The sequence below is a fragment of the Plebeiibacterium sediminum genome (genome assembly GCF_026013605.1).
Classification (GTDB): Bacteria; Bacteroidota; Bacteroidia; order Bacteroidales; family Marinilabiliaceae; genus Saccharicrinis; species Saccharicrinis sediminus.
In genome coordinates this window covers 17,371-33,851 of the sequence record NZ_JAPDPJ010000010.1, presented here as the reverse complement: position 1 = coordinate 33,851, position 16,481 = coordinate 17,371, and the positions used below count along the sequence as shown (strand labels likewise).

At 34.7% G+C, this 16,481-nt stretch carries 11 protein-coding genes; 2 read left to right on the top strand and 9 right to left on the bottom strand.

The window, feature by feature from the left end:
* Window positions 1-20: 20 nt before the first annotated feature.
* Complete coding sequence (locus OM075_RS06395) at window positions 21-212, bottom strand: hypothetical protein (RefSeq protein ID WP_301189660.1); 192 nt, start codon at window positions 210-212, stop codon at window positions 21-23.
* Between the two features lie 347 nt (window positions 213-559).
* Here OM075_RS06395 and OM075_RS06390 point away from each other — a divergent pair, with 347 nt between their 5' ends.
* Window positions 560-1,342, top strand: coding sequence for a PhzF family phenazine biosynthesis protein (locus OM075_RS06390; RefSeq protein ID WP_301189659.1), 783 nt, complete (start codon window positions 560-562; stop codon window positions 1,340-1,342).
* Window positions 1,343-1,458: 116 nt separating this feature from the next.
* Here OM075_RS06390 and OM075_RS06385 read toward each other — a convergent pair whose 3' ends face one another.
* The 4 genes from OM075_RS06385 to OM075_RS06370 form a co-directional block, all read right to left on the bottom strand.
* Entirely contained in the window at window positions 1,459-2,649 is a 1,191-nt protein-coding gene (locus tag OM075_RS06385) for an aldo/keto reductase (protein WP_301189658.1), read from the bottom strand.
* A gap of 101 nt (window positions 2,650-2,750) precedes the next feature.
* Entirely contained in the window at window positions 2,751-3,599 is an 849-nt protein-coding gene (locus tag OM075_RS06380; RefSeq protein WP_301189657.1) for an outer membrane beta-barrel protein, read from the bottom strand.
* A 40-nt stretch (window positions 3,600-3,639) separates the two neighbouring features.
* The gene (locus tag OM075_RS06375; RefSeq protein WP_301189656.1) at window positions 3,640-7,494 is read right to left on the bottom strand and encodes a YDG domain-containing protein; all 3,855 of its coding nucleotides are present in this window, start codon (window positions 7,492-7,494) and stop codon (window positions 3,640-3,642) included.
* A gap of 154 nt (window positions 7,495-7,648) precedes the next feature.
* Window positions 7,649-8,056 (bottom strand): thiol-disulfide oxidoreductase DCC family protein, encoded by a 408-nt coding sequence (locus OM075_RS06370; protein ID WP_301189655.1) that lies wholly within the window; start codon window positions 8,054-8,056, stop codon window positions 7,649-7,651.
* Between the two features lie 170 nt (window positions 8,057-8,226).
* Here OM075_RS06370 and OM075_RS06365 point away from each other — a divergent pair, with 170 nt between their 5' ends.
* The gene (locus OM075_RS06365) at window positions 8,227-11,199 is read left to right on the top strand and encodes a PEP/pyruvate-binding domain-containing protein (protein WP_301189654.1); all 2,973 of its coding nucleotides are present in this window, start codon (window positions 8,227-8,229) and stop codon (window positions 11,197-11,199) included.
* 718 nt (window positions 11,200-11,917) lie between these two features.
* Here the strand turns inward: OM075_RS06365 and OM075_RS06360 are convergent.
* From OM075_RS06360 to metF, 4 genes are all read right to left on the bottom strand, one after another.
* The gene (locus OM075_RS06360; RefSeq protein WP_301189653.1) at window positions 11,918-12,283 is read right to left on the bottom strand and encodes a toxin-antitoxin system YwqK family antitoxin; all 366 of its coding nucleotides are present in this window, start codon (window positions 12,281-12,283) and stop codon (window positions 11,918-11,920) included.
* 177 nt (window positions 12,284-12,460) lie between these two features.
* Entirely contained in the window at window positions 12,461-13,204 is a 744-nt protein-coding gene (locus OM075_RS06355; protein WP_301189652.1) for a hypothetical protein, read from the bottom strand.
* 3 nt (window positions 13,205-13,207) lie between these two features.
* On the bottom strand, window positions 13,208-15,097 hold the full coding sequence (locus tag OM075_RS06350; RefSeq protein WP_301189651.1) for a hypothetical protein: 1,890 nt from the start codon (window positions 15,095-15,097) through the stop codon (window positions 13,208-13,210).
* Window positions 15,098-15,517: 420 nt separating this feature from the next.
* Window positions 15,518-16,471 carry a methylenetetrahydrofolate reductase [NAD(P)H] gene (gene metF, locus OM075_RS06345; protein WP_301189650.1) on the bottom strand — a complete coding sequence of 318 codons (954 nt, stop codon included), beginning with the start codon at window positions 16,469-16,471 and terminating at the stop codon, window positions 15,518-15,520.
* Window positions 16,472-16,481: the final 10 nt, after the last annotated feature.

Genomic DNA, 16,481 nt, shown 5'->3' with positions numbered 1-16,481 from the left:
TTCATATTCCCGTGTCAAAATTAAGCTGAAATACCATAGAAGATCTCACCTATCAGGTGATCGTAGTAAGAACCAAATTCCGATTTTATCCATTTACGCAACACCTCCAACTCTTCAACACTTAACCAGGTAAATGATTTAATCAATTCCTTTCTAAATAAATGAGGATTTTTTGCCACCCCTAACAACACTTTCATTTGATGCTCTAACATGATAATGAGTTTTGGTTTTTGGTATAAATTTGCTGGTACAAAAGTGAATATTATTCTTTAAGTATTGTACTTCTGAACATTAATTATGTGTTAAAATCTCACCCATGAGTACGCCATACACATCCAGTTATATTTCAATACATTACAAAGATTAACCCACTCTTTTATATACGCCCAATATGATATTTAAGTTACTAAATTATTTCCGTTTTTCCACATGATTTTTACAGTACTCATCTTAGCTTTGACAGACTAAAAAAAATCATTGACGTACGTACTAAAAGATGATTTTATTGTATCTTAAGGCAAAATTTTTCAGGTTATAAAAAAGTAATATTTCAACAATTATGCCTTATCCAATATATCAAGTTGACGCATTTAGTTCCGATTTATTTAAAGGAAATCCTGCGGCGGTAGTTTTATTAAATCAATGGTTACCGGATGAAACATTGCAAAAAATTGCAATGGAAAACAATTTAACCGAAACTGCCTTTATTTGTCCTCAAAACGCGGAATTACATATCAGGTGGTTTACACCAACAACTGAGGTGGAGTTATGTGGCCATGCTACCTTAGCAAGCGCTCATGTATTATTCAATCACGAAGAAATTGAAGGGGATGAAGTAACATTCTACTCAAAAAGTGGATTACTAAGAGTTACTAAAAATGATGATCAGCTCGTTTTAGATTTTCCTATTGATGATATATACAGGGTTAGCGAGTTACCTGCTATGATGAAAGCCAGAAGCAGAGACAAAATACAGGAAATATACAGAGGAAAAACGGACTATATGTTTATCTTGTCAAATCAGGCTGACATTGAGGACTTTGTGCCTTCAATGGACATTATTTCAGAACTTGATTCTCGCGGTGTTATCATTACAGCCCCGGGTAAAGATGTTGATTTTGTTTCCAGATATTTTGCTCCTAAATGTGGAATTCCGGAAGATCCTGTAACTGGCTCTGCGCATACCACTTTAGCTCCATACTGGAGTAAAAGACTAGGCAAAACAAGTATGACTGCAAGACAACTCAGTAAGCGCCGAGGTGATCTGGTTTGCGAGATCAGAGGATCCAGAGTTCTTATTGGCGGAACCTGTAAAACCTACTTAAAAGGACAACTACTTTAAATCGTAATATTCTATTCAATAGTTACGAATACGATTAGTTTTAAAATACAAAATCCGTTTTTAGTATTCATATAGCGTACTAAAAACGGATTATTTATTCTATCATAAAATCCTGACTATTGCTCCCCTAAATTCAACTTCAACGTTTTAGGATCAAACCTTTTTTGATCTGGATTTACATATAAAGCATCATGTAATTCCAACAGCATTTCTTTCAATGGAATGGAGTCAGAAACCTTTGAAAAATCTATCTTACTTATATTTTCAGCGGTGGCATACACTCCAGGAACCCAATCATTTGGCGTTTTCAATTCTTTATACCGGTACTTAGCAAAATCCAACATATCGTAACACTTCCACAACTTACGCCAACGTAATAACCATTCGATATTTAGCTCGCCAGAATGATCCCTCAGCTCTGTTCCCTTATATTTTGCATAAGGATCGTCATTTTCCATATCATCTAAGACCTGCTTTGTTTTTTGATCTTGTTCAAGTGTCTCTTGGGTAAAATCAAAAATGCCCTTCATCTCATTAAAATGTGCCTCCTCAGTCATACCAAACGACAAAGTATGAATCCCCGGTGTATTTAAACAAAAACGGGCATTCCATTGTATTGGTGTACTATGCGGAATAGCATTCTTAACTTTTTGAGGGGCTTTGTATAATTGTCCGCCTTTATCATTGGGAGAAATGATGAAAACCCCTAAATCTTTTTCTTTAGCCAAATCAACTGCACGCTGATTCGTTTGATTGAAATAATAATAATGCAGGTTTACAAATTCAAAATAATCGGTTAAAATAGCATCTTCAATAACATCCACACTTGCATGAGTACTAAAACCTACGTGTTTTATAATACCCTCTTCTTTCATTTTTAAGAGTTCTTCAACTGCGCCATTTGATTTGCAGGCATTATTAAAAATCTCACGACTATTTAAACCGTGCCAGCCATAAAAATCAAAGTAATCGGTTTTTAAGTTTTTTAGTTGTTGTTCAACCAATCTACGCATGTCATCAGCAGAGTACTCTCTTCCTTTTGTCATGAGATAATAAGAAGACCTGTCAAGTTTAAGTTCATCATGAAGTGTTTTACCAAAGGCATGCTCACTTTTCATATAACCATAGGCTGTTTCAAAATGGTTGATGCCATTTTTTAGAGCTAAATCCACCATTTGAGTACAATGATCCTGTGTTTCCTTATCAACAACATTTCGTGGCTCATTCCAGGCTTGCTTAAATCGCATCCCGCCCAGGGTAATTACACTAATCTCTTTTTCAGTTTTTCCAAATCTTCTATACTCCATGCGCTTTCTCTAAAAAAATAAAAGCCAAAAGTAAAAAAACTAATGGCTTTACAAACGGCGTTTAAAATTAAACACCCAATATCTATTTTTGTTTAATCAAATTATCTAATACTCTTAACACCAGCTTTTTCAGGAGGAGTTAAGTCGAACAATAATCCAAGTTTGATTCCTACACTTGAAAGCGTTACCTTATCGCTATAATACATACTTCCATTATAAACAGAAGGATCCTCCATAAAAACCGCATCGCTTTTCACATCAACAACACTTCCAAATCCTGTTTGATAATACAAGGTAGCTGTTAAATTCAGTCTTTTTGCAAGGTAATATTCTGCTCCAAGCTGAAAGGTCCATCCAAAGGTTGCTTTTAAATCATAGTCGGGCATATCACTGGATAAAGTTCTATTAGAAAATCCATATTCCGGTATATCATCTATGGTCACATTCCATTCTGGATAATATCCTGAAGTAGCAAGATTTCCTGATACAAACTCACTTTTTAAACCTCCTGGCAGGATAAAAACAGGACCTGTTGTTCCTGATATTAAAATATCAGGACTTACCCATCGCTGGTATTTAAAAAGAATAGGAATTTCAATGGTAGTCATCCTGTACTTTTCACTTACGCCATTAAAATCAGCACTTAAAAAATAGCTATCTCCATCCATATCAACTCTTGATGTTCCGGATTGGTAATTGTAGTTTATTGTAGCATCTGCACCATAAGTCATCATGGCAAAACCAGCTCCCACAAACATATCTTCATTTAATTCATAAAAAGCATTTGCTCCCAATGTAATTCCGGATGTACCATCCACTGTTGCTATATCAGACTTAAAGTTGAGTTTCTGAATTCCAAAACCAAGTGATGGTTGAATTCTGATTTGAGCATGAATGGAAGACGCAGCCACCATTAACAGTAATAAAACGAATATATTATAGATTTTCACGTTTAGTTCTTTTATTGTTTAGTAATTAATGGAGCTGTTATTATTTTACAATAATCTTTTTAACAGTTTGTACCTCTCCTTCAGTTTTGATGATATAAATTCCTGGTTCAGTTAACTGCAATTGGTTAACCGAATTTACATTTGACATTTTTTTAATTAAAGCTCCTGTAACAGAATATATACTCATGGTAGAATTATTCAACGAACTTTCATCTACACGATCAAACTCCACAGTAAATGTAGCTCCCTTTAATGCAGGTGACGGATAAACATCCATAGTAACTGCATTTACTCCACCAGTCCATGAATCACTATCAAATCTTCCATCCAGTTTACAATAATATTCTCCAGACAATCCATTTGCATCGTAATAATATTGCTTTGTAGCTCCTGAAATTGCACTACCGTTTTTGTACCATTGATATGATGTAAACACCTCTTTAGTATTATTAACCAAAAGCATGCTGGTTCCCTTTTGAATTACCGCAACCGCAATGGTAAGGTCTACAGAAACATCAGATGCTGCTATATAATTTGTTCCTCCTGCATCACTTGCAGTTATCGTAACAGCTCCAAACGAATGAACCGTAAGTACATTTCCACTCACACTTAAAATATTTGGATCTGAACTCGAATAAGCTATTGTTAAGCCAGAAGTAGATGTTGCATCCAGTGTTATCTGATCCGTTTCATTTAAATAATAACTTGTTGGTGTTAAACTAAAGTCAATTACATTAGCTGCCTTATTGATTGTAAATACTGCAGGTGTAAAACTAATGTTATAATTAGTTGAAATAGCCAGACTTCCCTGAGTAATATTATAAGTTCCGGCATTGTCTCCAGCTTCGCGCTCAAGGTTTCCCGTAAAATTATCTGAACCTACCAAAGAACCGGAAGTTACCACATAAGTTAGTTCCGGATCTGCGTCACCATAATCTATACTTATATTATCTGCTACAATTATAATTTCAACTGGTGTAATATCCGCAGTCAATGCAGGTATGGTTAATGTATAATTAGATTGATCGAGACCAGAAAGTGATACTCCTGAAATATTGATTTCTTTAGCCGTCCCTACATTAGCATCAGAAAATGTAGCTAATATTGAGCCAGTGTTTAAATTAACATCATCGCTACCTACTGCACCATTTAATGTGGCAGATCCGCTTAAGGTGGCGCTTGCCGAACCATCATACTGCTTATCTTCTGCCGACAAACCGGAAACAGATAACTCTTTGGCTGTGATATCTGCCAGATCAGTATCAGGTTGAGATAAGGAATAGTTTACAGCATCTGCTCCCATAATGAAATATCCACTAAAAGTAACTGTTTTATCAACACCTACCATTTTAGAATCAAAACTTGCAGAAACTGATGTTTCATTTAATGTGACGTTATCATTTTGAATCACTCCATTTACCACTGCAGTTCCTTGAATAGTAGCAATAGATGTACCATCATAAACTTTATCTGCAGCAGACACTCCTTCTACTACAACAGCTAAAGGTGATATGGTTGCTTTTGAATCTGCAGGTTGTGATAATGCATAATTTCCTGCATCTGCTCCTGTAAGTTTAAAGCCTGCAAAAGCAACAGGTTTATCAACTCCCACCACTTTTGAATCAAACAAGCCAACTCCTGAACTTGCATCCACACTAACATCATCTCCCACAATAGCACCTAATACTTCAGGAGTTCCTGAATAGGTTGCATCCACTGTTCCATCATAATCACGATCATTAGCTGTAAGTGGTGAAACCGACACAGGCTTTGGTGTTATTGTAGCCAAAGCACCACTTAATGAAAGCGTATAGTTTCCTGCATCAACTCCGGAAAGGGTATATCCTGAAAAATTCACGTTTTTATCAACCCCTGCATTTTCATCTTCAAAGGCTGCATAAATTCCAGTGGCATTTAGTGTTACATCATCTGTACCTACAATTCCTTCTAAAGTTGCCGTTCCTGAAAATGTTACATCTGTATTACCATCATAAACTTTGTCGTCTGCCGACAGGCCTGACATTGTTAACTCTTTGGCAGTAATAGTAACATCAATACTATCATATATGGGTGCAAAAGTTACAATATCTTCAGGGGTAAACACAACCCTGTATTTTTTAGCGTCTCCATTTTCGTACTGGGGAACAGTTGAAGCATCTGTAAAAGAATATACTCCGGGAATATCTGAATTACTTCTAAGATCTAAGGCACTTCCATCTTCCAACAATATCTCTCCCAAAGTCAATCCATATTCCATGGTAATTGGAGCTGGTAAAGTAAGTTCAACAAAGGCAGGCTCAAAAGCTCCAATATCAATCTTATAATTAAACAATCTATATTCATTTATAAAATCAGTGAACTTATCTAAATTTTTAGTCTTAGCACCATCTCCATCCAAATCAACTCCTACAAAAGCCTCATAAAAACCATTATTATCACCCCTTTCCATTAAATCTGAACTGAAAGTTATATTCCAATCAGCAACAGCTAATTCGCTTTCGTTAGCTGCATCTCCATTTGTATTACCAACAAAGGTTGTGGGACTCATGAAATGCGGATATAAAACTCCTGCTTCAGCCCCCTGGTTACTTGGCGAAATTAATACAGCATTAGTACCTGTTACATTGCTATCGAAGGCACAATTAAAAGCCTCACCTCCTGTAGATAAACGCAAATTAGGTGAAGTACCGGAACTTGTATTACCCCAAAATACAGTGTTATAAAAGGTTGACTCTGTATCTCCATAAGCTCCTCCGCCTATCGCATTAGTCCCTGTTGTTTTATTATTTGACACAACACAATTGGTGAAATAACTTGTGAAACCATAAGCTCCACCACCGGTAGATGATGTTTCATTATTATAGAGTAAAGTGTTTATATAAGTGGAAGAAATTCCATAAACTCCTCCTCCAAATCCCTCAACACCTTCAGCATTATTATCAGCTATAGTACAATCAATAACATGAGAGTTACTATTGTACATTCCACCTCCATATCCTTTAAAATTACTTTCAGGATTTGCGCTATTACCAATTACATAACATGAATCTATCACAGATGTAGTAGAATAAACACCTCCACCAAATGTACCACCTGAAGATACCAACGCATCCAATCCACAATTCTTCACCAGAGAACACTCCATATTAGAGGTATTCAAATAAACACCTCCACCATAAATACTTCTTCCGGTAATTGTACATCCATCCACATAACAACCTTCCACATCAGCATTATGTGCAACCAAACCACCACCATAGCTATCAAATACTGAGTTACTTTCACAATTCTGGATCATACAACCAATTAGTTTACCACCACTTATAATTACTCCGGAGGCATAGGTAAAGGTTCCGATACCAGTAACTGTTGACTGAACATCTGAATAGCCATCTTCAAAAGTAAACCCATCTACCAATGTATTAACATCTGCTCCATCAGGAACAATTAGAATATGTTGGGTATTATTGGTTTTATCGCCATCATTCTGAATTTCTCCGGATATAACGGTTGGACTTGAGTACTCCCATGAGTCAATAATTCCATTACCATTCAAATCAAGCATTGGTCTATCGTCAATTGTTACTTCATCAGCAGTAAAACCTCCATAGAGTTTTACACCTGATTTAAGTGTAATAGACAGGGCTCTGTTAACATCTTCAACTAAACCAGGAGCCAAAGGATCGGCATAATAAACTCCTTCCTTTACCCAGATAGCATCACCGGAAACGGCGGCATCTATAGCTGCTTGAATATGCGTATAGGCTGTAGCCCAGGAACTACCATCAGTTCCATCACCATCGGTAGCCACATAAATAGTTTTTGAATAAGCATTGCCATAAGACAACAGCAAGAGGAAAAACAAAATACTTTTAAAAAGATTTACAATTTTCATTATTAGGTCTAATATAATTTACGGACTTCAATACATCCGTGTTTATAATTATTTTGGGCTTGCGAATTAACGCTTAAATTAATACGTAAATATTTACAAACTGTTACATTTAAACCATAAATAATTAGATACTTGAATACGAAATTTATTCAGGCTATTTATCTATAAATCTACTGGAATTTTCACCTCCACCTAAAAAACATTTTTCATTTCGTTTAAACCATACAAAACGATTTTTAGCAATCGTATCATATACAAAATCAGACCATAACACAGGTAAAAAGCCTCCAAACTTAACGATCCTATATGGCATCTTTAAATAAGAAGCGATCTCAAAAACTGCAGCACTCTTCATAAAAACCTGATCATCTTTAATCAACACAACTGTATTCATTGTATCTGCACTCAGGTTATATTTTAATAAAATATTTTTTGAACATGACGAATGTAGCGGTGCAAAAATCAAGTCGCTATTCTTTTCATAAGCCAGAATAAAACTCACAACGCTACTACATAAGGAGCAATATCCATCAAATAACACCAATGGTCTGCGTGTATTCATACCTTTAATATCTGTTTAATCTATATTGAGATATAAGCTATCTTTTACCAAGCCCATGTCAACATAAAACAATGCCTGGTTTAATAAGTTCGTAACACTTTTATCATACCAACATCTGTCATATATATTCATGATCATTTTAGTAACTTTAAACTTAAAATTTACATAGAATGAGCCACACAGATTTTGAATTAAGTCAGATATACAAACGAAAAAAGAGTGACCAGGATATATTTGCTGAACTGATGGAGTTCAAGGTTAAGGAGGTTTTACTCATTGCAAATTACTACGATGCATATTCAATTGTAAGAGAAGGCCGTTTTTTTGATCGCATTTACGGAGAATTCTTACAACTCAATTTATACACTGCTCCCCGAATCACATCTGCTTCCAATATTGAAGAAGCAATGGAATTGATGGGGAAAAGGCATTTTGATATGGTTATATTAATGGCTGGGTTGGATAAAAAAACACCCATTAAATACAGTAAAACCATAAAAAAACTAAATCCTACTATGCCCTTGCTTGTTATGGTAAATAACAACAGCGATCTTAAATTCTTTGATGATTCAGGTCCTAATGTTGAATACATTGACCGGGTTTTTGTTTGGAATGGAGACTCAAAGGTATTTCTGGCCATGATTAAGCATGTGGAAGATACCAGAAATGCAGCCAATGACACCAAAATTGGTGAGGTAAGAATTATACTGTTAGTTGAAGATTCTCAAAAATACTATACCAGATACCTGCCCATGCTCTATTCAATCATTATGAAGCAAACTCAGGTGCTTCTTGCTGAAGAAGGCCATGAGCAACTTCATAAAGTAATGAAAATGAGAGCCCGACCTAAAATACTTCTGGCGAGTAATTACGAGGATGCTGTTAATATCATTAATCAGTTTAAAGAGTATTTGATTTGCGTTATTTCTGATATGAAATACCTGCGCAACGGTGAAGTAGATGAAAATGCAGGCGTGGAGTTAATTAAGTACGTGCAGTCCGTAATGAGCATTCCTACTCTGATTCAATCATCCGACCCTGATAATGCAGATAAGGCGAGAAGTGTTGGAGCTGATTTTATTGATAAGAACTCAGAAACACTATCACAAGACATTTCAGATTTCATCCACCTGAAACTAGGCTTTGGCGATTTTATCTTTAAGAATTCAAGAGGAAGAAAAATTGCCACAGCACACAATCTTAAAGAGTTTTACAACTGCATCAAAGAGGTTGAGGCAGAGTCACTTTTATACCATGCCAAAAGAAACGGTATCAGCACCTGGCTTATGGCCAGAGGCGAAATTAACATGGCAAAAAAGCTTCGTCCTTATGATATTCAGGATTTTGACAGTAGTAATGAACTCCGAAATGCAATACTTGATATTTTTGAAGAGGTAAAACTGGAGAGTATCAAAGGTAAAGTAGTGCGGTTTGACAGTGCACTTATTAATAGTAACCGATATATTACCCGAATTGGTGAAGGTAGCTTTGGTGGCAAAGGAAGAGGTCTTGCTTTTTTAAGTCATTTTGTTGAGAATGTAGATTTTGAGAAAATACTACCAAATATAAACATACGCATACCAACAACCGCCATTGTTGGTGCAGATGAATTTACTAACTTTATTCAGCGCAACGATTTATACAACAAAATATACCTCGAAAAGCAGTTTGATAAAGCGACGGACCTGTTTTTAGATGCTTCATTTTCAGAGAAACTAAAAAATAAACTTCATAAATATATTGAAGTCATAAATGAACCTCTGGCCGTAAGGTCTTCCGGTTTGTTTGAAGATTCTCTGCTACAACCATTTGCCGGGGTATATTGCACTTATATGCTCCCCAACAATGATCCTGATGAAGAGGTTCGGTTTGAGCAATTATGCACTGCTGTAAAAATGGTTTATGCCTCGATGTATTCAAATTCAGCCAGAGCATACTTTGATGCCGTAAACTATAAAATTGAGGAGGAAAAAATGGCAGTGATCATTCAAAAAATGGTGGGCGACAAAGCACACAACCGTTTTTATCCTCATATAAGTGGTATTGCCCAAAGTTATAACTACTATCCTTTTTCATACATGAAACCGGAAGATGGCTTTGCTGTTATTGGAATTGGATTAGGTAAATATGTTGTGGGCGGCGAAAAAGCATGGCGCTTTTGTCCTAAGTATCCTAACCTGGAACTAAATGCTATTCAGGACCAAATCAAAGATTCCCAGACTCATTTCTATGCGCTAAACCTAAAAAGTAAAAAATTTGATATCAAAAATTATAATGAGGATACCTTTATTCAAAAATTATCTATTAAGGAAGCTGAAGAGGATGGCAATTTAAAATATTGTGCCTCAGTATATGATTATAGCTATGATAGAATAGTTAATAATCTAAACAAAAAAGGTCCGAGAATACTGAACTTTTCAAACATCTTAAAATACGAATACCTACCACTATCCAAAAGTCTTGAACTCTTACTAAAATACTTTAAACAGGCCATGGGTGCGCCAGTTGAAATAGAGTTTGCGGTGGATTTAAATCCAGATAAAAATGATTTACCAACCTTATATTTACTCCAGATTAAACCCTTAATACGAATTGAGAAACACACCAAAATTAATTTTGAGGAAGTTGATCAATCAAAGATTCTATTATCATCAGAAAAAGGAATGGGTAATGGCAAATTGGACTATATCAAAGATGTGATTTTTATGAAATCAGAAATGTTTAGCCGAACAAAAACAGATGAAATGGCCAAAGAGATTGCAGCCCTGAACAAAAAGATGGAACAAGAAGGTAAAGAATATTTGCTGATTGGTCCGGGCCGCTGGGGAACAAGAGACAAGTTTACTGGAATACCTGTACTCTGGTCGCAAATATCGCACGCTAAGGTTATTGTTGAAATGGGACTGGAAGATTTTCCTCTGGATGCATCTTTAGGCTCTCACTTCTTTCACAATGTAACCTCCATGAATGTTGGTTACTTTTCTGTTCACCATGTTAAAAAACAAGAGTTTGTGGCCTTTGATATTCTGCAAAAACAAAAGATAGTAAATGAAACCCATTACTTTACTCATGTTGAGTTTGAAAACCCATTAAACATACTAATGGATGGCAAACACCAAAAAGCTATCGTGGAATGGAAGTGAAATATAACTTAAGCTGATATTCGAATTATTATTCTCTTAACATGCATTATAGTACTAAGAGGCTTGTATTTACTATGGTATAGCTTTGGATAGAGGTTGGTTCATAAAAATATTAAGGTCATATAACAGTTATATAAAAGCCATACCAAACTCATTGATCAATGAGTTTGGTATGGCTTTTATATGTCGAACATATGTCGGTAATATGATTTTGTACCATCGTCATTACCTAATTGACCCAAAGCAAGTGCATTGTTGAACCCCAAATGAGTGATTTTCATTTTTTAGATTAGCCACTCTCGTAGTAAAACATTTGGCATACCATCCCGATATGTTGCTATATAACTAGCACTTAAATAAATGAATACATTAAAATATAGACTTAGTAATAAGCTTTATTTTTTCATTGAGCAAAGTTATGAACAACCTAAGGTAAATTGTTAATAACGAAGTGAGACACTTCAATGAACTGTTAGTAATGCCCAATTCCAGAATAATAACTCTTGTAGTAAAACGTTGGGCACAGCGGCTCGATATACAGTTTGATTATAAGCATTTAGCTAATTAAACCATTAAAATACGCTCTAGAATTTGCTTTATTCTTTTTTGATCAATCTAAACGGCCAGAGGCCTTATGATATGCGACATAGCCAGAGGCATACGCCGATCGGAGCTATTCTTTACTACAGAACGCGATTAAATCGCTCATTAGCTTAATTTAAAGGTCAATCGGATCATATAAGGAAATTGATTTTTGTTCTCCTTTCTTATCAAATTTCAACTCTTTATATAAAAAACCATTGTCGAAATAAAACTTCCATACACCAATACGTTTATCATCCTTATACTTTCCTATTGACTTAATCTTTCCATTAGAATGAAATGCTTTAAACTTGCCATCTCTGACTCCATTTTGGTATTTTGTAATGTATATATTAGCAATCGTATCTGTTGTTATCCATAATCCTTGTTTTGCTCCATCATTTTTCAAATAGTTTATTTTATGGCTATAAATTCTACATGATGATGATGTAAATACTAGAAATATTAATAACACATAATATTTTTGAACCTTTATTTTCATCTTCTTTGTGACTTGATAACTTATTTATATTTCCTTGTGAATCAATGGCTATCTTGTATATTTTCTCAACCCATAGACTGAGTACATACATCGAAACAATAAGCTTCAATGAACCTATACCCCAAACTGAATTAATTGATTTACTGGATTCGATTGACGAGGGTAAAGAACCTAAAGCTATTGTCGTGTAGAAGTAAAATTTCCTTTTGATCCTGCAGATATAATCAACCCAATCCTTAATCCATCCCACTGAGGTTTGCAACCAAGATTCTCTTCATAACCATCACTATCCTGGCCCTTTAATTCACCACCTCCAAACTGATATAAATACCCTAGTTCCATACCTAAACTTAAATTTTTAAAGGACAGAAAATTAAGTCTAACCTTGGGTTCTATATAAAAATTAACAGCGTTAAACGACTCTTTATCTTCATATGATGAATAGGCGTAAACATCCACCGTCTGATCTAACTTTAATTTTGAGCGAAGTACACCTGTTAAAAGCATTATATCTACTGTCATATTATTTCCACGAGCATATAAACGTCGCCCACCAATAATTCCATATTTTACCGATGATATTTTCATATCATAATGATAATATCCAGTATTATCAGAAGCAACAATTCGGGAACCCGTTGAAGCTTTTCCAACTCCAACTCCAAGCCAATAACTCTTTAACTTATAGTTTAACTCAAAATTATAGGTAAAATATGAAGGCATTTGAGAGGTTATCTTTGTATTATAGCTGGAGTTTAAATGAATCATAGTATTTAATTCCCGTAGCTCATGCATATCATACCATCCATAGCCAACACTACCTGTTACAAAAAAATTTAAAGAATCCTTATCTAATTGAGCGCTAAGATTAACCTGGGCTAGTAGAATTAAAGATAAATAAACGGCAAACTTCTTAAACATCAATTATTCGTATATATAGTAAAACAACCCTGAATTATCATAAAATGTATTTCCATACAACTTACTATCCTTATAAGCAAAATCAAACTCCTTCATAATTTCGCCTGTCATTATATTTCTAACAATAGAACGTTCTCCCTCTATTGTTAACAATTGATTGAACTCAGTATCCAAAGAGAGCACTTTTTCTCCTGAAATTGAATAACTGTTTTTAACAGAAAAATCTTTAATATTTCTTATTGTTACTCGCCCGGATTCAACACAAACAACATAATCAGGATACATTTTATGGAATTCAAATTTTTCAAACAGAATCCTGTAAGGAGATTTATACAACTGCTTATATACTCCATTTTTAATACTTCCTATGCGATCATAATCACCTCTATAGATAATATAATTCCCATCCATAGAAAGAAAAACATCATCACGACCATACGGATTATAATTGCCCACAATTTTACGCTGTTGCATATCATAAATCACATCTCCATATTCTCCTGTTCTTAAAAATATCAGATCTTTATAAATCGCATCAAAAGTATAGCACCTAATCAAATCTTCATCTCTATCTTTTAGTATATGATGATATCCATAACCTTGCTCGTCTTTTATGTATAAATGATATTTATTACTCTCTCCAGAAGCCAAAACAAATCGATCCCCTTCCGGAGAAAATTTTAAAATAATATATTCCTTGGGCTGGTATTCTGCTCCTGAAGCATATGAAATATCTACCATTTCCTCATCAAGAGGAGAATAAACCAACATTTGATTTGAGTCCCTAAGTAAAAAAAGATTAGATTGAAGCGGAACTATTCCATTGTATTGAAAAATTTCATGAGTTGTACGACTTCCCATTTTCAAATAAGTTTCACGTCGAAACTTTTCTTTAATTTCCCGATCCAAAAGATCATTATCCTTAGGAAATAGAGTCATCGTTACTTTATTGATAGCTCCATATTTATCGCCTGTTACTTTTATTATGGTATCATTAATCCCAGCAATACCTTTAAAATTAACATTACCTTTATTATCATAACACCGGATAGAAATTTCCTTTAGTGCATCATACTTTGTAAAGGGATGCCAATAAATAAACTGAGCATTATGATTATTCCCACATAATTTTAGTTCCGGTAGTTCATTTTCCTTATCTATTGAAAACAGCTCGTTTTTGGTACCATCACCTAACACTACAAAAACTTTATACACAGCCCTTTCTCCAACATAAGATTCATCTACAATTAAATTCTCTTCTGAAGTGAAAGTATCCATCAAAATTTCGCCACAATATTTTTCTACGATATAATGATTAAACTTATGGTTATACTCACTCCATTCTAAATGTAATTTATGATCCTCAACTGAAAATGAATAGGGCTTATGATGATTTTTGTGAGCTACAATAATCCACTTATATTCTTCAATACTGGTTTCTCTGTTTCTTACATCAGCAATACTACCAGATCCAGAAACTCCTGTAACTTTAGCAATTAATTTATTATTTCCTTCCTCTAGGAATTCCATTGGGATCTCCAATGTATCTTCACAAGTATACCAACTATCATTAGAAGAATATCTTTCATAAATTGTTATATTGTCTCCCCATCCTTCTTCATGAGGGTGAAATATTTCCTCGTCATTTAAGAAAAATTGTACCTCATCTATCGCATACTTGTGAGAAGTAAACCTATAGTAAATATTAACATCATTCCATGCAGATATATATTTTTCACTTAATAACGGAGACTCGAGAAGTAGTTTTAAATTAAATGCATCCAGATCAATTTGTTCAAAATTATCTCCTTCCGGCTCGTATTCACATGAAGACAAATGAGATAATAGGATAGCAAATAAAAGAATAAGCTTTATTAGGTTTGATTTTTTCATTAATATTAAATTTGTTCAAAAATATAACAAATAAGAATATTTTAGACTATAATCGTAAAATATTCTACTTTAAACAAATCCAACAAAACTGTTCGTTTAAATATGCTGATGACCCACTGGCAGCACTGGTTCATATTTTGTAAACCAGATGCTCACGCTGTATGATGTTCGGCATTACGTTCTGCCAGGTTAGTTTAAGATAAGTCAACAACTGCATTATTCCACTGAATTAAAACCCAGTAACACCTCTTTATTCTTTTCATGAAAAAAGTTACTAACAGTCAGAGGCCGATAACAGACATGGAAGCGAGACGCTTCGATGAATTAGGCTGGCAGCAATATAAGAGCTCAAACAAACAGCAATAAAAAAGCCGCCAATAAAAATATCAGCGGCTTGACTTATTATAATCTAGTATTTATTTAATATACTGCTTCAGCAATTTTTCTTACGCTTTGCGTGGCCATCATAGTATAAAAATGAATAATGGGCACACCATTCTTTTTTAAGTCTAATGCTTGTTGTGTACACCATTCAACTCCAACCTGCTTTACCTCATCATTATTTTTACATCGGCGTAATTCTTTGGCAAAATCCTCTGGTATTTCACAGCTAAAAATCTTTGGCAACACAGTAAGCTGACTTGCTGCAGTTACCGGTTTAATACCCGGAATAATTGGAACCGTGATTCCTGCAGCTCTACATTTATCAACAAAATCATAATATTTCTGATTGTCGAAAAACATCTGAGTCATTACATACTCTGCTCCGGCATCCACTTTAGCTTTTAAATATGACATATCTGATTCCATATTCGGTGCCTCCTCATGCTTCTCAGGATAACCAGCCACACCATATGAAAAAGGAGTCTCAAATGGTTCCACACTTGTACCATCTAAAAACACACCTTTGTTCAAATCGTTTACCTGCTCAGCAAGCTCAATGGCATACTGGTTACATTTTTCCTCACGAATAGGATATTTGTCTTTATGAGCATCATCACCCCTTAAAATCAAAATATCATGTATTCCTAAAAAGTTCAGATCAATTAAGGCATACTCTGTTTCACTACGGGTAAATCCTCTTGAAATAATATGAGGAATTACTTTAATGCCATACTTATTCTGTATTGAGGCTGCTACAGCAACTGTTCCCGGGCGTTTACGAATTACCCTTTTCTCAATAAAACCTTTTGAGTTGGTTTCAAATGCATACTCTTCTCTATGAGAAGTGATATTGATAAACTGAGGATTAAACTCTTTTAATATATCTATGGTATGAAAAACCTTATCAATATTATTACCCTTTAAAGGGGGTAATAATTCAAAGGAAAATTTCGTTTCTTTATCTTTTAAAACTAACTCTGCAGCTGTCATCTACTCTATC